The organism is Mesorhizobium sp. ES1-3 (genome assembly GCF_020164795.1).
In the GTDB taxonomy this organism is placed as follows: domain Bacteria; phylum Pseudomonadota; class Alphaproteobacteria; order Rhizobiales; family Rhizobiaceae; genus Mesorhizobium.
The window spans coordinates 185,788-211,845 of record NZ_JAIUGW010000006.1 but is presented as its reverse complement, the minus strand read 5'-3'; the positions used below and the strand labels follow the sequence as shown (position 1 = coordinate 211,845).

At 63.4% G+C, this 26,058-nt stretch carries 31 protein-coding genes and 1 other RNA gene; 16 read left to right on the top strand and 16 right to left on the bottom strand.

Annotated elements, in window-relative coordinates; translation table 11 throughout:
* The first annotated feature begins 144 nt into the window (after positions 1-144).
* Positions 145-1,977: an ATP-binding protein gene (locus LB536_RS12075; RefSeq protein WP_224592359.1), complete on the top strand. Its 1,833-nt coding sequence runs from the start codon at positions 145-147 to the stop codon at positions 1,975-1,977.
* A 202-nt stretch (positions 1,978-2,179) separates the two neighbouring features.
* Here LB536_RS12075 and LB536_RS12070 read toward each other — a convergent pair whose 3' ends face one another.
* Positions 2,180-2,974 (bottom strand): GGDEF domain-containing protein, encoded by a 795-nt coding sequence (locus LB536_RS12070; RefSeq protein ID WP_140758093.1) that lies wholly within the window; start codon positions 2,972-2,974, stop codon positions 2,180-2,182.
* Between the two features lie 105 nt (positions 2,975-3,079).
* Positions 3,080-4,069 (bottom strand): tRNA (adenosine(37)-N6)-dimethylallyltransferase MiaA, encoded by a 990-nt coding sequence (gene miaA / locus LB536_RS12065; protein WP_224592357.1) that lies wholly within the window; start codon positions 4,067-4,069, stop codon positions 3,080-3,082.
* Between miaA and serB the strand changes: the two genes are divergently transcribed.
* Together serB and LB536_RS12055 are read left to right on the top strand one after the other, a co-directional pair.
* Complete coding sequence (serB, locus tag LB536_RS12060; RefSeq protein WP_224592343.1) at positions 4,059-4,946, top strand: phosphoserine phosphatase SerB; 888 nt, start codon at positions 4,059-4,061, stop codon at positions 4,944-4,946. The genes miaA and serB overlap by 11 nt on opposite strands.
* On the top strand, positions 4,943-5,515 hold the full coding sequence (locus LB536_RS12055; protein ID WP_224592340.1) for a GNAT family N-acetyltransferase: 573 nt from the start codon (positions 4,943-4,945) through the stop codon (positions 5,513-5,515). The genes serB and LB536_RS12055 overlap by 4 nt, the downstream gene beginning before the upstream one ends.
* A gap of 43 nt (positions 5,516-5,558) precedes the next feature.
* Here the strand turns inward: LB536_RS12055 and LB536_RS12050 are convergent, their stop codons facing one another.
* On the bottom strand, positions 5,559-7,076 hold the full coding sequence (locus LB536_RS12050; protein ID WP_140758097.1) for a DegQ family serine endoprotease: 1,518 nt from the start codon (positions 7,074-7,076) through the stop codon (positions 5,559-5,561).
* Here LB536_RS12050 and LB536_RS31080 point away from each other — a divergent pair.
* Positions 7,066-7,191, top strand: coding sequence for a hypothetical protein (locus LB536_RS31080; protein ID WP_263489008.1), 126 nt, complete (start codon positions 7,066-7,068; stop codon positions 7,189-7,191). The genes LB536_RS12050 and LB536_RS31080 overlap by 11 nt on opposite strands.
* A 30-nt stretch (positions 7,192-7,221) precedes the next feature.
* Here LB536_RS31080 and LB536_RS12045 read toward each other — a convergent pair whose 3' ends face one another.
* The 5 genes from LB536_RS12045 to LB536_RS12025 all read right to left on the bottom strand — a co-directional run bounded on the left by LB536_RS12045 (position 7,222) and on the right by LB536_RS12025 (position 11,213).
* Positions 7,222-7,410 carry a DUF2065 domain-containing protein gene (locus LB536_RS12045; protein ID WP_140758098.1) on the bottom strand — a complete coding sequence of 63 codons (189 nt, stop codon included), beginning with the start codon at positions 7,408-7,410 and terminating at the stop codon, positions 7,222-7,224.
* Positions 7,411-7,416: 6 nt separating this feature from the next.
* Positions 7,417-8,400, bottom strand: coding sequence for a protease modulator HflC (gene hflC, locus LB536_RS12040; protein ID WP_140758099.1), 984 nt, complete (start codon positions 8,398-8,400; stop codon positions 7,417-7,419).
* On the bottom strand, positions 8,400-9,515 hold the full coding sequence (hflK, locus tag LB536_RS12035; RefSeq protein WP_140758100.1) for an FtsH protease activity modulator HflK: 1,116 nt from the start codon (positions 9,513-9,515) through the stop codon (positions 8,400-8,402). The genes hflC and hflK overlap by 1 nt, the downstream gene beginning before the upstream one ends.
* A 166-nt stretch (positions 9,516-9,681) precedes the next feature.
* On the bottom strand, positions 9,682-10,200 hold the full coding sequence (locus LB536_RS12030; RefSeq protein ID WP_224592337.1) for a dihydrofolate reductase: 519 nt from the start codon (positions 10,198-10,200) through the stop codon (positions 9,682-9,684).
* Positions 10,200-11,213 (bottom strand): DUF4424 domain-containing protein, encoded by a 1,014-nt coding sequence (locus LB536_RS12025; protein ID WP_224592334.1) that lies wholly within the window; start codon positions 11,211-11,213, stop codon positions 10,200-10,202. The genes LB536_RS12030 and LB536_RS12025 overlap by 1 nt, the downstream gene beginning before the upstream one ends.
* Before the next feature lie 163 nt (positions 11,214-11,376).
* Here LB536_RS12025 and cobF point away from each other — a divergent pair, with 163 nt between their 5' ends.
* The gene (gene cobF / locus LB536_RS12020; protein ID WP_224592332.1) at positions 11,377-12,141 is read left to right on the top strand and encodes a precorrin-6A synthase (deacetylating); all 765 of its coding nucleotides are present in this window, start codon (positions 11,377-11,379) and stop codon (positions 12,139-12,141) included.
* Between the two features lie 118 nt (positions 12,142-12,259).
* Here the strand turns inward: cobF and LB536_RS12015 are convergent, their stop codons facing one another.
* The 4 genes from LB536_RS12015 to modA form a co-directional block, all read right to left on the bottom strand.
* Positions 12,260-12,601, bottom strand: coding sequence for a winged helix-turn-helix domain-containing protein (locus LB536_RS12015; RefSeq protein ID WP_140758104.1), 342 nt, complete (start codon positions 12,599-12,601; stop codon positions 12,260-12,262).
* A 74-nt stretch (positions 12,602-12,675) separates the two neighbouring features.
* Positions 12,676-13,788: a molybdenum ABC transporter ATP-binding protein gene (gene modC, locus LB536_RS12010; RefSeq protein WP_224592330.1), complete on the bottom strand. Its 1,113-nt coding sequence runs from the start codon at positions 13,786-13,788 to the stop codon at positions 12,676-12,678.
* Positions 13,785-14,489, bottom strand: a complete 705-nt coding sequence (gene modB, locus LB536_RS12005; RefSeq protein WP_140812599.1) for a molybdate ABC transporter permease subunit — start codon at positions 14,487-14,489, stop codon at positions 13,785-13,787. The genes modC and modB overlap by 4 nt, the downstream gene beginning before the upstream one ends.
* A 25-nt stretch (positions 14,490-14,514) precedes the next feature.
* Positions 14,515-15,309 (bottom strand): molybdate ABC transporter substrate-binding protein, encoded by a 795-nt coding sequence (modA, locus tag LB536_RS12000; protein WP_224592328.1) that lies wholly within the window; start codon positions 15,307-15,309, stop codon positions 14,515-14,517.
* A 117-nt stretch (positions 15,310-15,426) separates the two neighbouring features.
* On the opposite strand from modA, the gene LB536_RS11995 reads away from it, so the two are divergent.
* A complete protein-coding gene (locus LB536_RS11995) occupies positions 15,427-15,621 on the top strand; it encodes a molybdopterin-binding protein (RefSeq protein ID WP_224592326.1) in 195 nt (64 codons plus the stop codon).
* Positions 15,622-15,632: 11 nt separating this feature from the next.
* Here LB536_RS11995 and LB536_RS11990 read toward each other — a convergent pair whose 3' ends face one another.
* Together LB536_RS11990 and LB536_RS11985 are read right to left on the bottom strand one after the other, a co-directional pair.
* The gene (locus LB536_RS11990; protein WP_224592498.1) at positions 15,633-16,427 is read right to left on the bottom strand and encodes a thymidylate synthase; all 795 of its coding nucleotides are present in this window, start codon (positions 16,425-16,427) and stop codon (positions 15,633-15,635) included.
* Between the two features lie 361 nt (positions 16,428-16,788).
* The gene (locus LB536_RS11985) at positions 16,789-17,100 is read right to left on the bottom strand and encodes a DUF2853 family protein (RefSeq protein ID WP_224592324.1); all 312 of its coding nucleotides are present in this window, start codon (positions 17,098-17,100) and stop codon (positions 16,789-16,791) included.
* Between the two features lie 168 nt (positions 17,101-17,268).
* On the opposite strand from LB536_RS11985, the gene ssrA reads away from it, so the two are divergent.
* The 3 genes from ssrA to LB536_RS11970 all read left to right on the top strand — a co-directional run bounded on the left by ssrA (position 17,269) and on the right by LB536_RS11970 (position 18,933).
* Positions 17,269-17,629: a transfer-messenger RNA gene (gene ssrA, locus LB536_RS11980) on the top strand.
* A gap of 212 nt (positions 17,630-17,841) precedes the next feature.
* On the top strand, positions 17,842-18,408 hold the full coding sequence (locus LB536_RS11975; RefSeq protein ID WP_224592321.1) for an AAA family ATPase: 567 nt from the start codon (positions 17,842-17,844) through the stop codon (positions 18,406-18,408).
* An 87-nt stretch (positions 18,409-18,495) separates the two neighbouring features.
* Complete coding sequence (locus LB536_RS11970; protein ID WP_224592319.1) at positions 18,496-18,933, top strand: VOC family protein; 438 nt, start codon at positions 18,496-18,498, stop codon at positions 18,931-18,933.
* 151 nt (positions 18,934-19,084) lie between these two features.
* On the opposite strand, the gene LB536_RS11965 is transcribed toward LB536_RS11970, so the two are convergent.
* Positions 19,085-20,290, bottom strand: a complete 1,206-nt coding sequence (locus tag LB536_RS11965) for a multidrug effflux MFS transporter (RefSeq protein ID WP_224592301.1) — start codon at positions 20,288-20,290, stop codon at positions 19,085-19,087.
* Between the two features lie 186 nt (positions 20,291-20,476).
* On the opposite strand from LB536_RS11965, the gene LB536_RS11960 reads away from it, so the two are divergent.
* The 4 genes from LB536_RS11960 to LB536_RS11945 all read left to right on the top strand — a co-directional run bounded on the left by LB536_RS11960 (position 20,477) and on the right by LB536_RS11945 (position 22,319).
* Positions 20,477-21,166 (top strand): TetR/AcrR family transcriptional regulator, encoded by a 690-nt coding sequence (locus tag LB536_RS11960; RefSeq protein WP_224592298.1) that lies wholly within the window; start codon positions 20,477-20,479, stop codon positions 21,164-21,166.
* A gap of 146 nt (positions 21,167-21,312) precedes the next feature.
* Positions 21,313-21,849, top strand: a complete 537-nt coding sequence (locus LB536_RS11955; RefSeq protein ID WP_224592295.1) for an SspB family protein — start codon at positions 21,313-21,315, stop codon at positions 21,847-21,849.
* 12 nt (positions 21,850-21,861) lie between these two features.
* Positions 21,862-22,095 (top strand): DUF4169 family protein, encoded by a 234-nt coding sequence (locus LB536_RS11950; protein WP_140758115.1) that lies wholly within the window; start codon positions 21,862-21,864, stop codon positions 22,093-22,095.
* The gene (locus tag LB536_RS11945; protein WP_140758116.1) at positions 22,092-22,319 is read left to right on the top strand and encodes a ribbon-helix-helix domain-containing protein; all 228 of its coding nucleotides are present in this window, start codon (positions 22,092-22,094) and stop codon (positions 22,317-22,319) included. Before LB536_RS11950 ends, LB536_RS11945 begins: the two co-directional genes overlap by 4 nt.
* On the opposite strand, the gene LB536_RS11940 is transcribed toward LB536_RS11945, so the two are convergent.
* Positions 22,316-24,112 carry a chloride channel protein gene (locus LB536_RS11940; RefSeq protein ID WP_224592292.1) on the bottom strand — a complete coding sequence of 599 codons (1,797 nt, stop codon included), beginning with the start codon at positions 24,110-24,112 and terminating at the stop codon, positions 22,316-22,318. The two genes, LB536_RS11945 and LB536_RS11940, sit on opposite strands and share 4 nt — an antisense overlap.
* 164 nt (positions 24,113-24,276) lie before the next feature.
* Here LB536_RS11940 and LB536_RS11935 point away from each other — a divergent pair, with 164 nt between their 5' ends.
* From LB536_RS11935 to LB536_RS11925, 3 genes are all read left to right on the top strand, one after another.
* Positions 24,277-24,708, top strand: coding sequence for a MarR family winged helix-turn-helix transcriptional regulator (locus LB536_RS11935; protein WP_224592272.1), 432 nt, complete (start codon positions 24,277-24,279; stop codon positions 24,706-24,708).
* 105 nt (positions 24,709-24,813) lie between these two features.
* Positions 24,814-25,119, top strand: a complete 306-nt coding sequence (locus tag LB536_RS11930) for a hypothetical protein (protein WP_224592269.1) — start codon at positions 24,814-24,816, stop codon at positions 25,117-25,119.
* Between the two features lie 33 nt (positions 25,120-25,152).
* Positions 25,153-26,046 (top strand): sigma-70 family RNA polymerase sigma factor, encoded by an 894-nt coding sequence (locus tag LB536_RS11925; RefSeq protein ID WP_224592266.1) that lies wholly within the window; start codon positions 25,153-25,155, stop codon positions 26,044-26,046.
* Positions 26,047-26,058 lie beyond the last annotated feature (12 nt).

Genomic DNA, 26,058 nt, shown 5'->3' with positions numbered 1-26,058 from the left:
AGCGAAACAGGAACCCGAGTGAAGAGCCATCTCACGATAATTTTCACCCGGACCTTAATCCTCTCTACACCATCCGACCTCATCCGACCTTAACCCCCGATCCTGTAGGGTCCGGTCTCCAGGGAAATGGGGATTGGCCTGTCCATGTATGTCGAACGCGAGGCTTCCGTCGGAGAACCGACATCGCAGGAGCGCCGCAACGCAGAGCAGAACGACCGGCGCATCCTGGGCAACGTCGTGCAATGCGACGGCGCGCGCGCCACCATCAGTGCCTATGCCGAGGATGTCGACGGCGCGGTCACCGGCCTGTGGACGGTCGGCAAGATGATCTCCATCAATCTGGGCACCACGCGCACCGTTGGCCTGGTCTATGCGATCGGCAAGTCGGATCGCGCCTGGAGCAATGAGGGCCAGAACGCCATCGAGGTCAGCATCGAGCTGATCGGCGAAGTGCGCGACGGCGCCGAGCCCGGCGCCAAGCCGATCTTCGACCGCGGCATCACCAGCTATCCGCATATCGGCGCCGTCGCGCACCGCATCCGCACCCGCGACCTGCAGGCAGTCTATGACCTGGCCGGCCGCCATTCCCTTACCATCGGCTCGCTGGCGCAGGACGAGGCCATCGCCGCCAACATCGCGATCGACGACACGCTGGCGCGCCATTTCGCCATTGTCGGCACGACCGGCGTCGGCAAGTCGACCGCCGTGTCGCTGCTGCTGCGCAAGTCGATCGCGGCGCGACCCGACCTGCGCATCCTGATCCTCGATCCGCACAACGAATTCGCGGCCTCGCTACCCGAATATTGCGTCAGGGTCGATTCCAAGACACTCGACCTGCCGTTCTGGATGTTCACGCTGGAGGAATTCGCCGAGGTGCTGTTTCGCGGACGCGAAACGGTGCCGGAAGAGATCGACGCTCTTCGCGACCTCGTTCCGATGGCCAAAAACCTCTATCGCAACCCCAATTCCGGCGCCTACCTCAGGCGCGGCAGCGATGCGCTGACCGCCGATACGCCGGTGCCTTATCGCATCGCCGACCTGCTCAAGCAGATCGACGAGCGCATGGGCTTGCTCGAAAGCAAGAACGATCGCCCGACGCTAAAATCGTTGAAGACGCGCATCGAATCCGCGGCTGCCGATCCGCGCTACCGCTTCATGTTCAATTCGCGCCTCATCGAGGACACCATCCACGAGACGATCGGCAACATCTTCCGCGTGCCGCATCATGGTCGCCCGGTAACCTGCTTCGAGATGGCCGGCATGCCTTCGGAAGTGGTCAACTCCGTCTGTTCGGTGCTGGCGCGCCTGGCCTTCGACCTCGCTCTGTGGAGCGAAGGCAAGCTGCAACTCCTGTTTTTATGCGAGGAAGCGCACCGCTACATGCCGGCCGATGCGCGTCTCGGCTTCGCGCCGACCCGGCATGCGCTGTCGCGCATCGCCAAGGAAGGCCGCAAATATGGCTGCTATCTCGGCGTCGTCACCCAGCGCCCCGGCGAGCTCGACCCGACCATCCTGTCGCAATGCTCGACCTTCTTCGCCATGCGGCTCGCCAACGAGCAGGACCAGGCGATCATCCGCTCGGCAATAGCCGATTCGTCCGCCTCCACGCTCGCGTTCCTGTCCTCCATGGGCCAGCGCGAAGCAATCGCCTTTGGCGAAGGCGTGGCGACGACCATGCGGCTGAAATTCGAAAGACTGCCCGCTCACCTGCTTCCCGGCACGGCCAAGCGCGACGAAGAAGTGACGTCGAAAGCCGGCGAGGTCGATCTGGTGGCGATCGTCGAGCGGCTGCGCAACGTGCCGAAACCGCAGAGCCAGGCGATGGCCTTCGCCGAGGTGGTCGATTCCGGCCGGCAGGCCGGCGACCCCGACTACCGCAAACCGTCATCGGCGGCCCGCGTGCAGTCGGACGAAGATTTCGACACGCGCTACGGCCTCAAACCCGCCACCTTCGGCCTGCGCCCGCAGAACGATTGAGCTTAACCGCTGCTTTCGCGTCAAATTTCCGTGGTTTCTGCTTCGTTGGACAGCTTGGGTAAATCCCGTCAGGAAATTCGTCAGGCTGAGTCGATTGGTGTCGACTTCGAGAACCGGAGCGGAGCGGACGTTTGGTCCGTGAGCACCGGAAGCGCAGAAGTCGGCATCAAGCGGCCAGCATCACGAATTTAGTGACGGGATTTCAGGCGCAGACGCGATTGCGGCCTTGCCTCTTGGCTTCGTAGAGCTGGCGGTCGGCGCGGCGATAGAACTCCTCCGCCGTTTCCTTGCGGTCCCAGACGGCAAGCCCGACGCTGGTCGTGATCTTGAGCCGGACATTGTTGCCGGAGAGGATCGACATGTTGGCGATCGCCTTGCGGATGCGCTCGGCGAATTTGGCCAGAAGGTCCGCCTCCATATTGGGCGTGACAACGGCGAACTCCTCACCGCCCAGGCGCGCCACGACGTCGTGATAGCGTGTCATGTCCTTGAGGCAACTGGCGACCGCCCTGAGCACCTCGTCGCCGACATCGTGGCCATGCGTGTCGTTGACCTGCTTGAAATGGTCGAGATCGAGGATCATCAGCCCGACCGGCTTTTCGATGCGGCGGAACTCCTCGAGATATTCCTTCAGCGCGTCATCGAAATAGCGTCGGTTCTGCATGCCGGTCAGGCCATCGGTCAGGGCGGCGTGCTCGAGCGTTTCGGAGCGGGCGCTGAGCGAAACCGTCATGGCGCGAAGTTTGCCTTCTTCCGTCGCCTGTTTGCGGATCAGCGGGTAGATGAAGAAGACGCCGAAAAACAGCGCGGTCGCAAGCAGCACGCCCGTCGCGAACAACAGCTTGTTGAGGTAGATGACCTTGTCCAGGCCCGACTGCGTATGGAGTTCCGGGGCAAAGGATTGCAAGAGCCCATAGGAGTGCAGCGTCACCAGGCCGGCAGCCAGGATCACGAAGATGAAGACGAAGAAAGCGGATTCCGCCTTGTGGAAACGCATCTGCTCCCCGATGGAAAAGTACCCCAGGACCTTATGGCATGGACCGGCTTACGGAGCGTTAATTCCGGCAACTTCGGCGGGAACCTTGCCCTCAAGATCAACTTTTCAAGTTGCATTAGCAACAAGTGTTTGGATCGTGGTTTCGAAATTGTCATCGGGGCGCAATCTTCGCCATTCCGGCCCCAGCTGATGTCGAAACCAGGTCGCCTGCCGTTTGGCATACTGCCTGGTCGCGATCTTGGCGCGCTCGATCGCCTCGGGAAAGCTCGATTGCCCTGCCATTGCGGCCTGCAGCTCGCGAACCCCGATCGCCTTCATCGCCGGCAGGTCTGGATCCAGATGAAGGGCCGCAAGCTGCTTGACTTCCTCCAGCGCGCCCTTGTCCAGCATCCGGTCGAAACGTCTTTCGATGCGGTCGACCAGCGCAGCCCGATCCGGCTCGATGACCAGGAAATGCGCGCTCTGCCTGTCGATCAGCGGCCGGCCGCGCTCGGCCTGCCATTCGAGGATCGACCGGCCGGACGCGTCGAGCACCTCGAGCGCCCGCACGATGCGCTGGCTGTCGGTCGGCTTCAACAGCATGGCGGCTTTCGAATCCTCGTGCAGCAGGATGCCATGCAATTTGACCGCGCCGTGCTCCTTCAATTCATAGCGCCAGCGGTCGCGTATCCGCTGCGGGATATCAGGTATTTCCGAAATGCCCTCGGCCAGCGCGCGAAAATAAAGGCCTGTGCCGCCGACGAAGATTGGCCGCCGCGAGAACGCTTCGTCAGGCCGTTCGAAGAACGTGCCGTCATCGATGAGTTTCAGCACGTCGCGCAGCCAGGCACCGGTCGAGTAGGCGGAGCTGGGATGCACATGCCCGTAGAGAAAATGCGGCGCTCGTGCGAGCTCGGTCGCCTCCGGCCGGGCGGTCAGAACGTCGAGAACCGAATAGCCCTGCATGGAATCGGTGTTGACGATGACGCCGCCTGTGCGTTCGGCCAGTTCGAGCGCCAGCGCCGACTTGCCGCTGGCGGTTGGCCCGGCTATCAGGATCGCGTTCTTCACGCGGCCTTTGCCCGCATCCGTCCCGGAATTCTCGATGCCGCTCATTGCCACGCTTGTTTCCCATCCCGCTGACCGCACTCTGTCGCCGTCGCTTGCGAATATGGCCTCACGGTCGGTGGGCGCAAGCGCTGTCATCTGGCTGGCCGAGGGGATTGCCTGCGATCTTGCCTTGCCGCCAGTGGCGCAGGCTGATGAAACGATTGCAAACCTTCGTGCCGCATTGGCCGTCGAGCCCATCGACGTGATCGTCCAGCAGGCCGAAACACGTCGCAAGAAAATCCTTCTCGCCGACATGGATTCGACCATGATCGACCAGGAGTGCATCGACGAACTGGCCGACGAGATCGGCGTCAAGGATCACGTGGCCGCCATCACCGCGCGATCGATGAATGGCGAGATCGCCTTCGAGCCGGCGCTGCGCGAGCGCGTGGCACTGCTCAAGGGTCTCGATGCCGCCGTGGTCGAGCATATCGTCGCCAATCGGCTGACGCTGGCTTCGGGCGGCCGCGCGCTGGTCCAGACCATGCGCGCCAACGGCGCCTGGACGGCGCTCGTCTCGGGCGGCTTCGAGGTGTTCACCACGCGCATCGCTGCGATGCTTGGCTTTCAGGAAAACCGCGCCAACAGCCTGCTCGACCAGGATGGACGCTTCACCGGGCTGGTCGGCGAGCCGATCCTCGGCCGCGCCGCCAAGGCCGAGGCGCTGCTCGAAATCTGTGCGCGCCTTGGCCTGACGCCGGCCGATGCCATCGCCGTCGGCGACGGCGCCAACGATCTCGACATGATCCGCCTGGCCGGCACCGGTGTCGCGCTCCATGCCAAGCCTAGCGTCGCGGCGCAGGCAAAAGTCCGGATCGACCATGCCGACCTAACCGCGCTGCTCTATCTGCAGGGCTACAGGAAGGAAGAATTCGTGCAATGAAACCAATCCGTACCGAACGCCTGATCCTGCGCAATTGGGAGGATCGCGACCGCGAACTCTTTCACCGCATCAATTCCGATGAACGCGTGATGGAGTTCTTCCCGTTCCGCCGCGACCGTGCCACCGCCGACGCCAAGATGGATGAGTTCCGATCCTGGATCGCCGAGGACGGCTATGGTTTTGCCGCCGCCGAGGTCGCGGCCACCGGCGAGTGCATCGGCTTCGTCGGCCTCCTCGAAACCGATCATGTGCCCTCCCTGCCGGCCGGCACGATCGAGATCGGCTGGCGGCTGGCACCGGAATACTGGGGCAAGGGCTACGTCACCGAGGCGGCGGAGGCCTGGCTCGCCTACGGCTTCGAGACGCTGGGCGTCAACGAGATCGTCTCCTTCGCCGTGGCCGACAATCATCGCTCCACCGCCGTCATGAAACGCCTCGGCATGAGCGCCGAGCCGGCCAGCGACTTCGACCATCCCGACATTCCCGACAGCCACCCCGCGCTCAAGCGGCATGTGTTCTACCGGCTGTCTCGCCAGGATTGGCAGGCGAGAAAAAGGGCGGCTCTCTAACCGCCCCTTCCATCAAAATCAGATTTTTGCAGGCCCTACCGGATCAATCCATCCGGATCGTCACGAATCGGAGCTCACCGGTCTTCGAAGCCAGCATCAGCAACGCGTTCTTGCGCCCCTGCTCCTTCAGGGCGCCAATCCGGTCCATGACGTCCTTGGGCGTGGCGACCGATTCCTGCGCGATCTCGGTGATCACTTCGCCCGGCTGGATACCGCGTTCGGCGGCGGCGGAGTCCTTGGCAACATCGGTGATGACGACGCCGGAGACATCGCCGGCGATGCTGAACTTCTTGCGCGTCTCGTCGTTGAGTTCGCCGACCGTCATGCCGAGCACCGCGGCAGTCGAGACGGCCGGAGCCTTGTCGCCGCCCTTGTTCTGGTCGGTGTTGCCATTCTCGCCGCTGGCGAGCTTCTCGCCATCCTCGAGCCGCCCGAGAGTCACCTTCACCGTCTGCTCGACGCCCTTGCGCACGATCAGCACATCGACGGCCTTGCCGACGGGGCTTTCAGCGACGACGCGCGGCAGGTCGCGCATTTCATGGATGTCCTTGCCGTCGAACTTGATGATGACGTCGCCGGCCTGGATAGTGCCGTTGTCGACAGGCCCGCCCTTGATGACGCCGGCCACCAGCGCGCCCTTGGCGGTCGTCATGCCGAGGCTTTCCGCGATGTCGTCCGTCACCGGCTGGATACGCACGCCGAGCCAGCCGCGCCGCGTCTCGCCATATTGGCGCAACTGCTCGACGACGCCCGCGGCGAGTTGCGAGGGAATGGAGAAACCGATGCCGATCGAGCCGCCGGACGGCGAAATGATCGCGGTGTTCATGCCGATGACCTCGCCGGCGCTGTTGAACAGCGGTCCGCCCGAATTGCCGCGGTTGATCGCCGCGTCGGTCTGGATGAAATCGTCATAGGGACCGGAATTGATGTCGCGGTTGCGCGCCGAGACGATGCCGACCGTGACCGTGCCGCCGAGGCCGAACGGATTGCCGACCGCCATCACCCAGTCGCCGACGCGCATCTTGGTGGAATCGCCGAATTTCACCGCCGTCAGCTTGTGGCCTTTCGGATCGACTTTCAGCACCGCGACGTCGGTCTTGGTGTCGGTGCCGACCAGGGTAGCCTTCAAGGTCACGCCATCGGAAAAATTGACCTCGATGTCGTCGGCATCGGCGATCACGTGGTTGTTGGTGACGACGATCCCTTGCTCGGCGTCGATGACGAAACCCGAACCGAGCGATTGCACCTTCTGCGACCCATTGTCCTTGTTGCCGCCGCGGTTCTTGAAGAAGTCATCGAAGAAATCCTGGAACGGCGAGCCTTCGGGCAGCTGCGGCATCGGCACGGCGCCCGGACCTTCGGTGCCCTTCACCGTCTGCGAGGTCGAGATGTTGACCACCGCGCCGAGCACGCCTTCTGCCAGGTCGGCCACCGAGGCAGGTCCATCGGCGGCGAATGTCGGCGTCACGAAGGACGGAACGGCGGCGGTGCCCAGGACAAGCGCTGCCGCGCCGGCGACCAACGTCCGTCGAGCGGCGCGCAAAAGGGTGTTGGATGTCATCGAGAAGCCTCCCGGCATTTCTGAAAGAGAAAAGCGCTTCGACGAAAACGCCGTGTTGCGCCATGATGGCAAGAAATACGGCACGTTTGCGGCTATGGCTATCGGCAGAGTGTAAATCGAGCGTTATTCCGCAAACCGCCCGCCTCTACCCGCCTCGGATCAGCCAGACGACGCCGACACCGATGGCGATCGCCACCAGCCCGCCAATCCGCAGTGCATTCTCCGGCATCGACAGCACTTCGCCCGCGAGTTTCCTCGCAAAGCCGGGGAAGCCGCCGTAGACCAGGCCCTCTATGACGAGGACCAGGCCTATCGCCGCGAAGAAATCCTGCACCGGCCTTTACTGGCCGGTGCTGGGTTGTGTCGTCGGCGCGGCAGGTGCCGTCGTCGGCGCAGCAGGTGCCGCAGCTGGCGCGGCGGGGGCCGGCGGCTTCGCCGGCCCTTCCTTGCCGTCGGGATCGCGGAAGAAGCGGAAGAACTCCGAGCTCGGCGACAGCACCATCGTCGTCCCGGTGTTATCCAGCGCGGTGCCATAGGCGTTCATCGACCGGTAGAAGTCGAAGAAGGCCGGATCACGCTGATAGGCTCCCGCGAAGGTGGCGCTGCGCTGGGCTTCGCCCTCGCCGCGCAGGATCTCGGACTCCTTCCGCGCTTCGGCAACGATCTCGACCACTTCACGATCGGCGCGCGCGGTGATGCGCTGTGCCGCTTCGTTGCCGCGTGCCCTCAGCCGCGCAGCCTCCGCCAGGCGTTCCGCCTTCATGCGGTCGTAGGTCTGCTGCGAGACTTCGGCCGTCAGATCGGTGCGGCGGATGCGGACGTCCTCGATCTGCAAGCCGAGCGACGTGGCGTCGGGCCTGAGCTGATCGCGAACTTCGCGCATCATCACGGCACGCTCTTCGGAGAGCGCGGCCTCGAAATCGCGCAGGCCGTAGACGCGGCGCAAGGCAGCGTCGAGACGCGTCCTGAGCCGCGCTTCAGCCAGTTCGATCTGACCGGACACCGCCGCACGGAAGACGCGCGGATCCGAGATGCGGTAGGCGATGAAGGCATCGACCTCGTAGAACTTGCCGCCCGACACCTGGACGCGGATGTTGTCGAGATCGAAGCGCAGCACCCTGTTCTCGATCAGTTGCACCGTGTCGGCGTCGAAGAACGAGAACGGCGCCTTGAAGTAGATGCCGGGTTCGGTCTTGACGTCGACGATCTCGCCGAAGCGCAGCACCAGCGCCTGCTGGCGCGCATTGACCACGAAGACCGAGGAATAGATCAGGAACAGGATGACCGCGACTACGACGACGAAGATGGGAAGACGGTTGGCCATCACTGGGTACCTCCCGTTTTCGCAGCGGGCGCAGCAGGCGCCGGCGGTTTCGGCTGCAATGCGGGCAGCGGCAGATAAGGCACGACACCTTGTCCGTTGCCCTGTTCGACGATGACCTTGCTCGAGTCCTTCAGAACCCTCTCCATGGTTTCCAGATAAAGGCGTTTGCGCGTGACATCGGGGGCTTTGACATATTCGTCATAGACCGAGATGAAGCGCTGGGCCTCACCTTCGGCTTCCTGCACCACACGGTTCTTGTAGGCGGCCGCGTCTTCGCGGACCTGGGCCGCCTCGCCACGCGCCTGGCCGAGCTTCTGGTTGGAATACTGATTGGCCTGCTCGACGAACTTGTCCTCGTCCTGCTCGGCGCGCTGCACCTCGTCGAACGCGTCCGCAACCTCGCGTGGCGGTGCCGCATCCTCGATGGAGACGGCATTGACCTGTAGGCCGGCCTTGTAGCCGTCCAGCGTCGTCTGGATGATCTCGCGCACCGAGGCGGCAATGCCCTGGCGGTCGTCGCGGAAAATGTCCTGCGCCGGCCGGCGGCCGACGGCTTCGCGCATGGCGCTTTCGGCAACCTGCCTCAGCATGCCGTCCGGGTCGGAGACATCGAACAGGTAAGCGCGGGGATCGGAGACCTGATAGGCAACCGAAAACTGTACATTGACGATGTTCTGGTCGCCCGAAAGCATCAGGCCGTTGCCGCTGGTATTGCCACCGCCAATGTCTACGAGCTGCTCTGAAATCTTGGCCGTCTCGACGGTCTCGAGCGGCCACCAGTGGAAGTGCAGGCCTGGCTGGGAAAGCTGGGCCTTCGGCTTGCCGAAGCGCAGTTCGACCGCGACCTCGTCGGGCTGCACGGTATAGACCGCCTGGAAGGCCCACAAAACGACCAGCACCGCGGCGATCAGCCCGAACACGGCCGGACTGGCGCCACCGCCGCCGGGCAGCACGCGCCTCAGCCGATCCTGGCCACGGCGAATGATGTCTTCGAGGTCGGGAGGCGACCCCTGCGGGCCGCTCGGCCCCTTGGGTCCCTGCCCCCAGGGTCCCTGATTGTTGCCGCCGCCACCCCACGGGCCGCCGCCTCCGCCACCTTTGTCGTTCCAGGGCATGAATGTCCTTTCGCTTGGAATTCCCTCAAGCGCCGCGGTGACGGCGCAAATCCAGTGTCGTTCTTCTATAGGGACGCCACGGCACGCTTTCAACGCGATGCCCGTCGACTTCATCCGTTTTGGGCCGGTAGCGACCCTTTGTCGTCCTACAATCGCGTTTTTGCCTTCAAACCATCTCGCGGCGGCGCTCGTAAACCGTATAGCGAGTCGCGTGGCTGTCCTTTTCTCCTGATGGGACCTCCTGCGAACCGACCACGTGCCATGTATCAGGGTCGATCGGCGGGAAATGCGCATCGCCATCGACGGCGGCCAGCACATGGGTGACGTGCAGACGGTCAGCCAGCGGCAGCGCCTGGGCATAGATCTCGCCGCCGCCGATGATGCAGACCTCGTCGACGCCTGTCATGCAGCGTCCGCGCACGGTGGCCAGTTGGATCGCGGCTTCCAGAGTATGCGCCACCTCGACGCCCTCGGCGCGCCAGGCCTTGTCGCGCGTAACGACGATGTTCAGCCTGCCCGCCAGGGGCCGGCCGATGCCTTCATAGGTTTTGCGGCCCATGATGATGGGCTTGCCCATCGTATCGGCCTTGAAGCGCTTGAGGTCGGTGGAGAGCCGCCAGGGCAACCCGCCGTCCCGCCCGATCACGCCGTTCTCGGCAATGGCGACATAGATCGCGACATGCATCAGTTTGCGTCCCCGCCATTGCTGTCAGATGGTTCGAGCAGGAGGATGTCGATATCGTGCTCGGGATAGAAATCGTGCGCCGTCATCTCGAAACTCGTCGGCCCGACCTTTTTGACGTTGTCGCCGCAGAACGAGACCAGGGCTTTTGGATTGCCCTTGTCGACGGTCAGCTTGAACTTGCCGATGGTGCCCGCCGCCCAGTTGCCGCCGGTGGTCAGGATATAGGCGATGCGGCTTTCGTAGAATTTGGGATAACCGTCCGGATTGGCCTTCGCCGCCTTGCGCACCGCATTCTCGAAGGTGTCGTCCATGCAGTAGCGGGTCTTGTAGGCTGCGTATGAGCCCTGGAACTGGCCCTCATTGAAAAAGCTCACCGACGACGTGCCGCCGACACTCGGCTTGTAGCGGTGCGAGACGTGAACGTCCTTGTTGGCCGGAAAAGTCGAGCGCCACCAATAGGTCGAGCGCAATTGCCAGAACGGCGCATAGCCGGGTTTTTGCCCACTCTCGGTTTCCGGATCCTCGATGATGATGCCGCGGTCGACCCAGTCGTCAGCCACCGTTTGCGGCAGTTTCGCGAGCGTCGCCTTGGCGGCGTCGCCGAAGGGATTGAAGGGCACGTTTTGCGCCTTCAAATCGGCGCTGATATCGATGCCGAGCGCGAACACCTTCTGCTCGAGTTGCGGCTTTGCCGGCGCGCCGTCGATCGTCACCTCGAAGCCGAGGAAATTATCGCTCTGGTTTTCGGGGATCGCCGGCATCTCTTCGGGATCGCCCGAAATGTCAGGCATCGGGAAGGCGACGATCGCCTCGACATCCTTGTCGGTGTTGTTGTGGAAGACGTAGTCCACCGTCACCTTTTCGGGCGAGATGAAAAGATCCTCGCTTTGCATCGCCACGGCATCGCTGCGCGACAGGATCAGGCCGCCGGTGCCAAGCTCGGCAACCGAATCATTGGCGATTGCAGGCGCCGCCGACAGGGCCAGCACGGTGGTCAGGACATATCGCAGCATGAAAGCCTCCTCGGCGAGAATGCCCGCGGGACCCTAGCCGTTTCAACGCGGCGTTTCAAAGTCCTTCCGCGTCAGTGTTCACGCATGCGGTCTGGACACGCGTGCGGTCTGGACACGCATGCGGTCTGGACTAACAGGTTACGATCGGGCAGGACTTCGCGCCATGCGCAAGCTTCTCGTCATCGGCATCGGCGCCGGCAATCCCGACCACATGACCGTCCAGGCCATATCAGGCCTGAACCGGGCGGACGTCCTGTTTATTCCCGACAAGGGCGCCGACAAGACCGACCTAGCCAACCTGCGGCGCGAAATCTGCGACCGCTTCGTCACCAACCCGACCTCACGCCGGGTCGGGTTCGACGTGCCGGTGCGCGCCGAACCAACGTCTTCCTATCGCTCGACCGTCGACGACTGGCACGAAGCCATCGCCGCCATCTACGAGGGACTGATCCGCGACGAGATTGCCGCCGATGGTTGCGGCGCCTTCCTGATCTGGGGTGATCCCTCGCTCTACGACAGCGCCTTGCGCATCCTCGAGCGCGTGCGCCTGAGGGGCAATGTTGCCTTCGACCTGGAAGTCATCCCCGGCATAACGGCCATCCAGGCGCTGGCCGCCAGCCACAAGACGGCGCTGAACCGCATCGGCGATCCCGTGCTGATCACCACCGGCCGCCGCCTGGCCGAGGAAGGCATGCCGGACAATGCCGGCAGCGCCGTCGTCATGCTCGACGGCAAATGCGCCTTCAACACGCTCGCGGACAAGAACCTTTTCATCCAATGGGGCGCCTATCTCGGCACGCCGGACGAGATCATCATCTCCGGCCGCCTCGGCGATGTCGGCACCGAGATCGAAAAGCGCCGCGACGAAGCCCGCCGGGAAAAAGGCTGGATCATGGATACGTATTTGCTGCGGAAGCCGGAAGAATAGGCAGTAGGCAGTAGGGAAGAACACTAGACGCGCGTCAGATATGATTCGGAACAAAGATCTCTGCCGGCCAGAAATTGGACTAGGTGCCCTACTGCCTACTGCCTATTCCCTTACTCCCCTACCCCGCTTCAATCTCCGCCTGCAACGCATCCATATGAGTCGCTGCCGCGGCGGTCGCCGCGCGCTCGATGGCGCGAAAACGGCTGACCACCGCCAGGCCGACCGTCGTCAGTTGCGCGCCGCCGCCCTTGTGGCCTCCGGTTTGCGCCGAGACCAGCGGCTTGCCGAACACCCGGTTCATGTCCTCGACCAGATCCCAGGCGTGCTTGTAGGACATCTCCATGCCGCGCGCGGCTGCCGAGATCGAACCGAAGGTGGCGATGTGCTCCAGAAGCTCGACCTTGCCAGGGCCTATCCGTCCGTCCGGATCGAGATTTATCCGCAAGCTCAGCGACGGCATCTTTGCTCCTCCGCGATCGCTTCAGCTTAGGCGACCGTTATTCCAAAACAATATAGCGGCGATCACCGCTGCTGTCAGCCGTCGACCACGAGCGGCAAGCCGGCGCCGGTGTTCGCCCGGTCGAAGCTCACGGTCTTCACCACCGCAAAGACGTTGCCGCCGAGCCGCAGCTCAAGCACCTGCCGCGACTGTTCCGTGATGCGGGCCAGCACGGTTGCGCCGTTGCAGTCGATGCCGACTTCGACCGCTGGGCCCTCGCCCGGGCTGATCGCGACGACCGTGCCGGGCAGGATGTTGAGCGCGCTGAGGCCGGTCGGTTTCTCCGTCGCGATCATCACGTCGCGAGCGCGAATGCGGACACGCACGGGAGCCCCGGGCTTCATTGCAAGGCGCGGGACGCGGATCTCGCCGGCGGCCGAGCCGAGCACGGTCATGCCGAAAGTCTCGTCGTGGCGCAGCACCGTGGTGTCCAGCACGGCGCCACCCTCGCCGCGCTCTTCGGCTGGCAACAGGTCGAGCCTTCGCATGACAGCCTCGGTCGGGCCGCCGGCGGTGACCTTGCCGTGCGCCAGCATCACCACGTCGCTGGCCAGCCGCGCCACCTCGGCAACCGAATGGCTGACATAGACGATCGGGATCTTCGTTTCGTCGCGCAGCCGTTCGATATAGGGCAGGATCTCAGCCTTGCGCGCTTCGTCGAGCGAGGCCAGCGGCTCGTCCATGAGCAGTAGCCTCGGGCTGGCAAGCAATGCCCTGCCGATCGCCACGCGCTGTTTCTCGCCGCCCGAGAGCTTTGCCGGTCGCCGCCCGAGCAACGGGCCGATGCCGAGCAGTTCGACAACACTGTCCATGTCCGCGTAGCGTTCCGCCGCCGGCGTGAACCAACGGCCGTAGTGCAGATTGCTCTTCACGCTCATATGCGGAAACAGGCGCGCATCCTGGAACACCATGCCGATGCGGCGCTTGTGCCTTGGCACGAAAATGCCGGCACCGGTGTCGACAAGCACCCGGCCGTCGACCTCGATGCGTCCCTTGTCCGGCCGGATCAGTCCCGCGATCATGTTGATCAGCGTCGTCTTGCCGGAACCCGACGGCCCGAACAGCGCCGTCAGCCGTCCGGCGCTCTCGAAGTGGGCGTCGATGGCGAAATCGCCAAGCCGGTGGCTAATGTCGACACGGACGCTCATTCGATGTCCATCCGCCGCCCGACCCGCCGCGCCAGCACTTCCGAGGCGACCAGTGCCGCCATCGAGATGACGATGGAAATCAGCGTCAGCCGCAGCGCCCCTTCATCGCCGCCCGGCACCTGGGTAAAGGTGTAGATCGCCGTCGGCAGCGTCTGCGTCTCGCCAGGAATGTTGGAGACGAAAGTGATCGTCGCGCCGAACTCGCCCATCGCCTTGGCGAAGGCCAGAATGGCGCCGGCGATCAGCCCGGGCAGGATCAGCGGCAGCGTAATGGTGCCGAACACCCACAAAGGGTTGGCTCCGAGCGTTCCCGCGGCCGCCTCCATCTTTCGGTCCACCGCCTCGATCGACAGCCGGATCGCGCGCACCATCAGGGGGAAGCCCATGACGCCGCATGCGAGCGCCGCACCCGTCCAGCGAAACGAGAAGACGATGCCGAAATGTTCGGCGAGGAATGCGCCGGCCGGGCCGCGCCTGCCGAAAGTCAAAAGCAAGAGATAACCGGTCACCACGGGGGGCAGGATCAGCGGCAGATGCACCAGCCCGTTGAGCAGTGTCTTGCCCCAGAATTCCCCCCGGGCAAGCAGCAGCGCGATCGCTATGCCCGGCGGCAGGCTGGCGAGCATCGCGGCCGTCGCCACCTTGATCGACAGCCGGACCGCATTCCATTCGTCGGGAGTGAGGTCCAGCAGCCAGGTCATCTCGCGGTATCGGGGCCTTTCGAACTCAGTTGCTCGGCGTGAGCACGGTAAAACCCTGTTCCCTGAAGAGCGCACCTGCCTTGGCGGATTGCAGGCACTTCAGGAAGGCTGGCGTATCCTTGTCCTTCGAATCGGCGGTCTGGGCAACCGGATAGATGATCGGCGGATGCGAATCCTCGGGGAAGGTGCCGACCACCTTGACCCCCTTTTCGGCGTGCGCGTCGGTGGCATAGACGATACCGAGGGCCGCCTCGCCGGTCGAAACCAGCTTGAGCGCCGCACGGACATTCTCGGCCTGCGCCACCTTGCCCTCGACCGAGGACCAGACGCCGAGCGATTCAAGCGCCGCCTTGCCGTATTTTCCGGCCGGCACCGCCTTGAAGTCGCCCATGGCGAGCTTGCCGTCGCCGACCAGCTTGGCGAGGTCGAAGCCCTTCTCGATCTTGGCTTCGTCAGTCGAATCCTTCGGCGCCACCAGCACGATCTCGTTGCCGAGCAACTTCACTTCCGTATCGGGCTTGATCAGCTTTTTGTCCGAGAGGTATTTCATCCAGTCGAGATCGGCCGAGATGAAGACGTCGGCCGGCGCCCCGCCCTCGATCTGCTTGGCCAGCGCCGAACTCGCGGCATAGGAAATGGTCGCGGCCTCGCCGACATCGGCCTCGCAGGCCTTGTTCACCGCGTCGAGCGCGTCCTTGAGGCTGGCTGCCGCGAACACCACGACCTTGCCTTCCGCGTGCGCTACCGGCATTGCCGCCATCAACGCCGCCGCAAAACCGCCAATGGCGATCGTCCTCAACCCGAAACCTTTGCGCGTCATCGAAGACTCTCCCTGGGTTTGAAATCCGGTCGGCTCAAGCCCTCCAACCGATATATCCGCATGGATATAACAAGGGAAGGCCTGCGCTGCTGGAACTCATCTGGTCGAGTGAGGCTCGTGGACGTCCTCGACGGAACGATCACCGAAATCGTCAAGGGAGCTACCACCTCGCATGTCAGAATCGACATCGGAGGCGGCGCCATCGTCACCGCCTCGATCACCAACGAAACCGTCGCCGACCTCCAGCTCGAAACCGGCAAGCAGGCCTATGCCGTGGTGACGGCTTCGGGCGTGATGGTCGGCATCGACTGAAAAGCCGCGGCTCAGACCGCTATCGGCGCCTTGATCGACGCATCGGCGACGTAGTTTTCCAGCCGGAAATCCTCGAAGCGGAAGGCGAACAGGTCCTTCACCTCCGGGTTGATCCACATCGTCGGCAGCGCCCTCGGTATGCGTTGCAACTGTTCGCGCGCCTGCTCGAAATGGTTGGAGTAGAGATGCGCGTCGCCGAGCGTGTGGACGAAATCGCCCGGCTTCAGCCCGGTCACCTGCGCCACCATAAGCGTCAGCAGTGCGTAGGACGCAATGTTGAACGGCACGCCGAGGAAGATGTCGGCGGAGCGCTGGTAGAGCTGGCAGGAAAGCCGGCCCTCGGACACGTAGAACTGGAACAGGCAGTGGCAAGGCGGCAGCGCCATGGCTTCCACCTCGGCGGGATTCCAGGCCGAGACGATCAGCCGCCGGGATTGAGGATTGCGGCGGATCTCCTTGAGAAGATTGGCGATCTGGTCGATCGAGCCGCCGTGGCCATCCGGCCAGGACCGCCACTGCTTGCCATAGACCGGACCGAGGTCGCCATTCTCGTCGGCCCATTCATCCCAGATCGAAACGCCGTGATCGGTCAGGTATTTGATGTTGGTGTCGCCGGCCAGGAACCATAGGAGTTCATGGATGATCGACTTCAGGTGCAGCTTCTTGGTGGTGGTGACCGGAAAGCCGCGCGCCAGATCGAAACGCATCTGGTAGCCGAAGACGGAGCGCGTACCGGTGCTGGTGCGGTCGCCGCGATCGGCGCCGTTGTCCAGCACATGCTGCAAGAGGTCGAGATATTGGCGCATCGGTTCCGGGCTCGATTCGAGAGTGTGGGTATTATAGCTGCCGAGCGGGCTGCCGAACACACCAAAAGGGGATGAGGCGTCGCTTGCCCCCATCACTCTTCAAAGGTTAGCGCTGCCCCTCACCTGCCTGCCGGCATCCTCTCCCCGTATAGTGACGGGGAGAGGGACGCTATCGTCCGTGAATTCGCCAATTGTCAGCGATAAATACACGTCGAGGCTGCGGCCAGCCCATTTCTCCCCGTCACTATACGGGGAGAAATGCCCGGCAGGGCAATGAGGGGCGGCGCCTACATCCGGCAAGTAGCAGAATCGACACTGAAGCGACGCATTCAGCCACCAGCGTCGCCATGCCACCAAATCCTTAGAGGGAACCGAGCTTGCCCAGGTCCTTGGCCACCAGATAGTAGAAGGTCACGCGGTTCTTGGTGTTGTCGGCGTGCATCGCCTTGCAGGTCTTCTCGATCGCCGCGTCGGCTTTCGCCCCGTCGCTGACGCCGAGCTTCTTGGCCACCCAGTTCTCCTTGACCCGTGCCAATTCCTTCGGGTCCGTGCAGGACACCAGCGAGGAGTCGCGGTTCCTCAGCGCAATGCCCAGATGCTTGACGATCTTTTCGACCGCGTCGGCGTTTGCCGCGGCGTCATATTTCTTCACATCCGCAAGATAGTCGGCCATCAAAATTCCCCTCGTCGGCGCCACGGATCCGATCGGCGAGGGCTGTGGCGCGCTTCGCAACTTATGCGCTAGGTCGGTAACTCCTCACCGCTCGCAAAGCTTCGGTTGAGACCGCTCCCAAGTCAACCCTCGGCGTCGCGATTTGACACAGGGACAAAGCGCCATTGCGGCCTTTCATTTCCACGCGACGCACCCTATATTCGCTTCGTCGGCTTGACCGACTATGGCGATAAATGGGCGATGAAATAAGCCGTTCGGACCCGGGGGCGGTACCCGGCGCCTCCACCAAAAGCCGCTGTTGAAGACGGAGCGGTTTTTGCTGGGGGCGAAATAGGATCGACGAAGGTGTAAAGATCGTACTTTTGCCCGGCATTGTACCACCGTTATCGGGCTAAACTTATAGTTGCCAACGACAACTATGCGGAAGCACGTCTCGCTGCTTAATGCAGTGCGATAGCTTCAAATCAAGCCCTAGGGGTTCGCACTTCTAGGCGGGGTTCGGAGGTACCTGGCAACAGAAACCTCCACTTCTCCCCCTTCAATTTGCGTCACGCACAACGGCTCCCGCCGTCAAGACTTCGCACGGCCCAATGCATGTCGCCCGGAAGTGTCCTCGGTTCCGGGATAACGACATGCATAAAATCAGAAGCTTACAGCAGGCCGGGCGAATCCTATTCGCCGCGACATGCTGTAGAAGCCGCGAAGCCGCTGCGTCGCGTGCCTCTTTCTCCATGGACAGAGATGCAAAACGATTCCGATCGATTCTTCGTGCTGACGGGCGGCCCGGGCTCCGGCAAGACCACTCTGATCGAAGCCTTGCAGCAGGCGGGCTTTGCGACATCCGTCGAGGCCGGACGCGGCATCATCCGCGACCAAACCGCCATTGGTGGAACCGGCCTGCCCTGGAGCGATCGCGCATTGTTCGCCGAACTGATGCTGTCTTGGGAGATGCGCTCGTATCGTGCGGCCCGCGAGCTGGCCGGGCCGGTCTTCTTTGATCGCGGCGTGCCGGACACGATCGGCTATCTCAGGCTCTGCGGCTTGCCGGTGCCGGGTCACCTCACCAGTGCCGCCATGGAATTCCGCTATGCGCGTCGCGTCTTCATCGCCCCGCCATGGCCGGAGATTTTCACCCAGGACGAAGAACGCAGGCAAACGCTCGACGAGGCCGAGCGCACTTGCCGATCGGTGGCAGGCGTTTACGACGAACTCGGCTACGAATTGGTGACCTTGCCGCTCGCGCCGGTCGCGGAGCGCGCGCGTTTCCTACCCGACGCTGCTGGATTGCCGCCGACATCACGGACATGAAGAGGCGGACAGATCCGACCTTTCATGCGCGTTGTTGGAACCAGGCGATACCTTATGGATTGAGCCGACATCTTGGAGATCGGACACATGGCGCTCAAGCGGATGGACAATGTGGGAATCGTCGTCGAAGACCTCGGAGCGGCGATCGATTTCTTTCGCGAACTCGGCCTCGAGTTCGAGGGGCGGGCCACGATCGAAGGAGAATGGGCCGGACGTGTCACCGGGCTGGGCGATCAGCATGCCGAGATTGCCATGATGCGCACACCCGACGGCCACAGCCGGCTGGAGCTCTCCCGCTTCCTCACGCCGCCTGTCGTCGCGGATCACCGGAACGCCCCGGTCAACGCCCTGGGCTACCTTCGCGTCATGTTCACCGTGGACGACATCGACGATACGCTTGAAAGGCTCGGCACGCGCGGCGCTGAGCTCGTGGGCGAAGTGGTCGAGTACAAGGACGTGTATCGGCTCTGCTACATCCGCGGGCCTGAAGGGCTCCTCATCGGCCTCGCCCAGGAACTCAACTGAGCACCGTCAGCAGCCAGAGGGCAGTCGTAAACCCAAGAGCAAACGCCGGATCTGCACCGGGTTAAACGACTGCAGCCTGTGTCGTCCGCCGTGCCTCCGGCACAAAAAAGGCCGGGATCGACCCGGCCCTTCCTGGTTCATTGAGGATTTCCTATTCCGCAGGCGCCTCGACCGCTTCCCGCGAACGGCCAAGCGTGGCCTTGGCCAGTGCGAACGATGTCACCGCGCACAGCGTGATGCCGGCGACCATCGGCAGCGGCGTGCCGTCGAAAAACACGCCGGCGACACCCATGGCGAGTGCGCCGATGGCAAAGTGCAGTGTGCCCATCAGCGCCGACGCCGTGCCGGCGATCTCGCCATGCTCTTCCATGGCCAGCACCGACGTGGTCGGGATCACCAGGCCGAGGAAGCCGTAGCCGACGAACAGCAGGGCCGCCATCACGTCGAGCCGGTCGACACCCGTCGCCATGATGGCGAACAGCACAACCATCGTCGTGGCGTAGCCGGTCACCGCCACCCACACCACGCGCTTCAGCCCGAACCTCTCGGAAAGCAGGCCGGTCAACTGCGACATGCCGATGAAGGCAACCGCGTTGATCGAGAAGAACACGCTGTAGACCGAAGGCGACAGCCCGTAGTGGTCGATCAGGATGAAGGACGAACTCGACAGATAGACGAAGAAGCTCGCAATGCCGAAGCCGGCGATCGCCACCAGGCCAAGGAAATTCCGGTCGCCCATCAGGAAACGGTAGCCGGCAAGCGCGGTGCCGAAGGAGGACCCGACCCGTTCTTCCGCCGGCCGCGTCTCCTTGAGTGAGGTCGCGAGCAGGATGGTGGCAAGCACCGCCGCGCCGGTCACCGTCCAGAACACGGCGCGCCAGCCGAAATTCTCGATGATCTGGCTGCCGGTCAGCGGCGCCAGGATCGGCGACACCGAAAACACCAGCATCAGCAGCGACATCAGCTTGGCCGCCTCATTGCCGGTGTGCAGGTCGCGCACGATGGCGCGCGGAATGGCCATGCCGGCGCTGGCGCCAAGCCCCTGTAGGAAGCGGAAGGCGATCAGCCACTCGATGGTCGGCGCCATTGCCGAACCGATGCCACCGGCCATGAACAGCGCCAGGCCGCCATAGAGCGGCAGCTTGCGGCCGACCATGTCCGAGATCGGCCCGACGACGATCTGGCCGAAGCCCATCGACAGGAAGAAGATCAGAAGGCTCATCTGCACGGCGGCGGTGCCGGCATGCAGATCGGTGCCGATCGACGGCAGCGCGGGCAGATACATGTCGATGGCGAACGGGCCGATGGCGGACAACAGGCCGAGCACGACCGCGATGCGGAGGAATTTGGGACTCATGATAATGGCTTCTTTCGAATCTGGTTGCCGTCGCCAGGCGACGTCTGACCCCAGGACGTTCCATCCCGTGGAATTCCGACTCCTGGAGCGAATTTATTCGTCCCTCTGGAGCGAAATCCCCTTATGTCGTGTCCACAAATTTAGACAGCCTTGTCTAAATCGTCAATCACCTCTATATAGATTTTCATGAGACCGGGCGTTTCTCCTGACATTTTCCCGCCACGCGGCCATGAGGCCAAGCGTCTGTCGATCATCGACGCCGCCGCCGGTGTGTTCTGCCGCGAGGGCTTCGCCGGCGCCAACATCGACCTGATCGCGATTGAGGCGGGCGTGTCGCGCCAGACCGTCTACAACCACCATGGCGACAAGGAAAAACTGTTCATCGCCGTCGTGCGCGACCTGACCGAGCGCTGCAACGCCGGCATTTTCGCCACCATCGCCACCTTCCCCGATCGGCCCGGCGATCTCGAAGCAGACCTGATCGGTTTTGCCGTGCGCCTGAACCAGAACTGCATCTGCAATCGCGACGGAAAGTTCCTGCGCAAGCTGATCCAGACCGAGGGCGAGCGCTATCCCGAACTCTTTGCCGAATGGCGCGAACAGGGCCCGGGCCGGACATGGCCGGCAATCGCTGCCCGCTTCGCCCGCCTCGCCTATGGCGGCCACCTCACGATCGACGATCCCGACGTGGCGGCACGCCAGTTCCTCGGCCTTGTCAATGCCGAATTGCAAACCACCTTCATGCTTGGCGGGACGCCGCGCGAGGACGAGGTGGTGCAATCGGCAACCAACGGCGTGCGCACCTTCCTGCGCGCTTTCGGCAAGCGCCCTTCCCCGGCCGGCGCGAAAAAGCACACTGCGCTGGCTAACGCATGACATTTGCGATTGCGGCGAAGCCGCCTTGCCGATCAAATCGTTGGCAATAGTCTTCGCTTCGGTGCGGCGGCGGTCTATATCAGGTTTACGCCGCGCTCAAGCTTGATTACAGCTATGCGGACGATTCAACGGAACCCGACCAACTCATGGCCGACGACCACATCCGCTACGACATTCTGGCCCAGGAGGCGTTGCGCGGCGTCATGCGCAAGGTCCTGGCCGAGGTCGCGCGCACCGGCCTCCCCGGCAACCATCATTTCTTCATCACCTTCCTGACCGGCGCGCCGGGCGTGCGCGTGTCGTCGCGCCTGCGGGAGCGCTATCCCGAGCAGATGACCATCGTCATCCAGTTCCAGTATTGGGACCTGAAGGTGACGGACACTGGATTCGAGGTCGGTCTCTCCTTCTCCGACGTGCCTGAGAAACTCGAGATCCCGTTCTCGGCCGTGCGCGGCTTCTACGATCCTTCGGTCAATTTCGAACTCGAATTCGACGTCAAGACCGATGTGCAGCCCGACGAGGAACCGGCAGCACCGGCGCCCGAGCCGCTGACCATCGTCTCCGAGAAGAAGCCGAAGGCCGAGAAGAAGGCCGCAGCCGAAGCGGAGAAGAAGCCCGCCCCTGCCGATGCCGGCGCCAAGGGCGCAGAAGTGGTCTCGCTCGACGCCTTCCGCAAGAAATAGGCTTCGCGGTCCGTGGCCGACATCGTCAATCTCCGCCAGGCTCGCAAGCAGAAGGCGCGGGACGACAAGGAACAAGCGGCCAGCCAGAATCGTGCCTTGCACGGCCGCACCAAGGCCGAAAAGCAGCGCGACCGCCTGATCGCCGACAGGAGCGAAAAATTCGTCGCGGGCCATCACCGCGAAAAGCCCGGCGAACCTTGCGACCCCAGCCAATCTGACGATCCCAGCCAACCAGACGGTCAATGAGCGCCGTCGAAAAACGCTCGGTGACCATTCGCGGCCATCGCACCAGCTATTCCCTCGAAAAGCCCTTCTATGACGATCTCGTCGCCATCGCAGCGGCGAGAAAGCTGACGCTCGCCGCCCTCGTTGCCGAAGTCGACGAGATCCGGCCGCGCGACACCAACCTGTCCTCGGCGCTGAGGCTCCATGTCCTGGAGTGGGCGAAGCGCGGCGCCGGCAATACTTAAGACGAAACCGTGCCTTCCTCACTCTTGCGTCTGGTGCCGAAGCCGAGCAAGGTCGAACGCTCGCGCTCCTCGGCCTGCTTGCGCGAGCGCACGCGCATCAGATCCTTCCAGCCGACATAGCCGACCAGTCTTCCATCCTCACGCGCCACGACCGGCAGATGCGATACATTGGCCGTCAACAGTTTGTCCGACAGGCCTTCCAGATATTCGTCGGGATAGGCCAGCGTCACCTTGCTTCCGGCCAGCAGTTCGCCGAGCGTCGTCGTCCGGTGCTTGCCGGCACGGCGCCAGCGCAGGATCGCCGGCGGATCGATAAGACCGAGCACCTGCCTGTTTTCATCGACCACGGGAAAACTCGGATGCCGGGTTTCCGGCGCGGTCAGGAAGGCGGCCGCGCCATGCAGCGTCATCGTCGTCGGCACGCTCTCGACGTCCGACGTCATCACCTCGCGCACCCTGGTGAGCGCGAATGGGTCGACGCGATATTCGCGAACCAGATGATGTCCCCGTCTGGCGATCTTCTCGGTCAGGATCGAACGCTTCATCAACAATACGGTGACCGCATGAGCCGCCGCACAAGCCGCGATCAGCGGCACCAGCACATGCGTGTTGCCGGTCAGCTCGACTGCGAAGAAAGTGGCCGTCAGCGGCGCGCGCATCGTGCCGCCCATGGTGGCGGCCATGGCCAGCAGGGCCCAGAAGCCCGGGTCCGCCGCCGGCAGGATTCCGGCAAGCACCGCGCCCATTGCGCCACCCATGATCAGCAGCGGCGCCAGCACGCCGCCCGAGGTTCCCGAGCCGAGCGCCACCGACCAGATGATGGCTTTGACCACCAGCAGCAGCAGTGCCGCGGTGGCGATCGTGCGGCCGTCCAGCATGTCGGCGATGTTGTCATAGCCAACGCCGAGCGCCCGCGGGTCGATCAAGCCGCCGATGCCGACCACCAGGCCGCCGAGCATCGGCCACCACATCCAGTGGATCGGCAGCTTCTGGAAGCCGTCCTCGCAGGCATAGACCATCTGCGTCAGCAGTCCCGACAAAAGACCTGCGCAGATGCCGATCAGCACCCAGCCGCCAAGGCCGAGGAAAGAAATCGCCATGCTGCCCTGGAACGGAAAGATCGGCCCCGGCATGTGCAGCATCGTGCGCTCCACCTCCGCCACGATGGCCGCCACCGCCACGGGAATGAAGCTGCGTGGCGTCCATTCGAACAAAAGCAGTTCCACCGCCAGCATGATGGCGGCGATCGGCGTGCCGAACACGGTGGTCATGCCGGCCGCGGCCCCCGCCACCAGCAATGTCTTGCGCTCGTTGTCGCTGACCGGCAGCATCTGCGCGATCAGCGAGCCGATGGCGCCGCCGGTCATAATGATCGGCCCCTCGGCGCCGAACGGCCCGCCGGAGCCGATCGAGATCGCCGACGACAGTGGCTTCAGGATCGCCACCTTGGCGTCCAGTCTGGAACGCCCGAGCAGGATCGCCTCGATGGCCTCGGGAATGCCGTGGCCGCGAATCTTCTCGCTGCCATAGCGCGCCATCAGGCCGATGATCAGCGCGCCGACGACCGGAATGACGGCGGCAAGCCCGAGCGGCGTATCCTGCAGCTTCAAGTCGGCAAGCGAGAACTGACCGAAATAGGCGATGTTGGTGGCCAGCCGGATCAGCTTCAGAAGCACGATGCCGGCAAACAGCCCGGCGGTCGCCACCACCACCGCTATCGCGGCGACGAGCAGCACTCGGGCATCCGTGGTGAAATCCCTGAGATGACCGGGATTGGAGTGATGGGTCTTCATGGTGGCTTTGCTTCCTGGCGGCGGCCGTGTCTGGTTCTGCGGCACGGTCGAAGTGGCCAGCCGGTTGTCGGTCGGCTATGTATCGTAACACGATATATCTATTCAAGCTGGTTTTGCTCGAAATTTCGTTTGAGCTTTCACCGGAAAACGAAGACATCTCCGATATGAAGCAGCCGCCCAAGACACCACGCCCCACCATCAGGCAATCCGACTACCAGCGGCTGTCCGAGTTCCGCTACCTGATCCGCCGCTTCCTCGAATTCAGCCAGGTGCAGGCCGAGGACGCCGGCCTGACCCCGCGCCAGCACCAGGCGCTGCTGGCGATCAAGGGATTTCCCGGCGGCGGGCCGGTGACGGTCGGCGACCTGGCGGAACGCCTGCGCATCCGCCACCACAGCGCCGTCGAACTGGTCAACCGCCTCGGCGAGGCGGGATTGGTCGTGCGCGACCAGGACAAGGACGACCACCGCCGCGTGCTGCTGCGGCTGACCGAGCGCGCCGACGATTGCCTTGCCGAATTGTCCGCCGCGCATCTCGACGAGCTCTCGCGCATAGAACCCATGCTGCGGCGCCTGCTCGATGGGGACCAATACTGACGCTCGGCGTCGGTACGGGCCGATATCGAACAATTTATTCGGAATCCGAATCCTTTGGCTTGGCCGCGGCGTCTTGGACACGCGATAGCCAAAGGAGCCGACGCGATGAAACACCATCTGATACGCTACAAGACGAAGCCGGACCGGGCCGACGAGAACGAGCGCCTGGTCAAGGCTGTGTTCGAGGAACTGCGCGGCAAATCGCCGGAAGGCGTTCGCTACATGACCTGGCGCTCCGGCGACGGCACTTTCGTCCATCTCGTCGAGATCGAAACCGACGGGCATGCCGACATCACCACAGGACTTGCCGCTTTCGAGGCCTTCCAGAACGGCATCAGGGATCGCTGCATCGACCCTCCGCATCGTGACGTGATGACAGTGGTGGGCCATTATCGGATGCTGGACGAGTAGCCTGGATAGAACCATGTCAACAACGGCCGCTGCATGAACAGTCAAGGCGAAATCCGCGAGCCTTTCGACCGCTTGTTCGGCGAATTGCGTCCCAAGCTGCATCGCTACTGCGCCCGCATGACAGGTTCGGTCGTCGATGGTGAGGACGTCTTGCAGGAGGCCTTGGCCAAGGCATTCGAGGCCTTGCCCGGCGCCGGGCCGATCGCCAATCCCGAAGGCTGGCTGTTTCGCATCGCTCACAATGCGGCGCTCGATTTCCTGCGCCGCCGCGCCCGTGAGAAGACTTTCTCCGACGAGGAGCCGGACATGATCGCCGACCCGGCAAATTCCATCGCCGCACGGCAGGCCGCGGCGGCCGGATTGCACAGTTTCATGCGCCTTCCCGTGACGCAACGAAGCAGCGTCATCATGATGGATGTCCTGGGCTATTCGCTGCAGGAGATCAGCACCATGCTCGACACCAGCATCCCCGCGATCAAGGCCGCGCTGCATCGCGGCCGTGGCCGGTTGCGTGAGATCGCCGAGGAACAGGACGATCGTCCTGTTCCTCGGCTGAGTGCATCGGAGCGCCTGTTGCTCGACGCCTATGTCGATCGCTTCAACGCCCGCGATTTCGACGCCGTGCGGGACATGCTGGCCGATGAAGTGCGGCTGGAACTGGTGGCCAGGGCAAGGCTGAACGGCCGTAAGGAGGTGGCCACCTATTTCGGCAATTATTCCCGGGTACAGGACTGGCATTTCCAGCCTGGTTTCGTCGAAGGCCGTCCTGCAATCCTCGTGCGCGATTCCAACGACCCGAAGGCAGCGCCGACATACTTTATCCTGCTGGGTTGGCAGGGCGGCAAGCTTGCCACCATCCGCGACTTCCGCCACGCCAGATACGTCGCTGACGGCGCCGAAACGTTCGAGACGATGCCTCTCGGGTGAGCAGCCGGACAG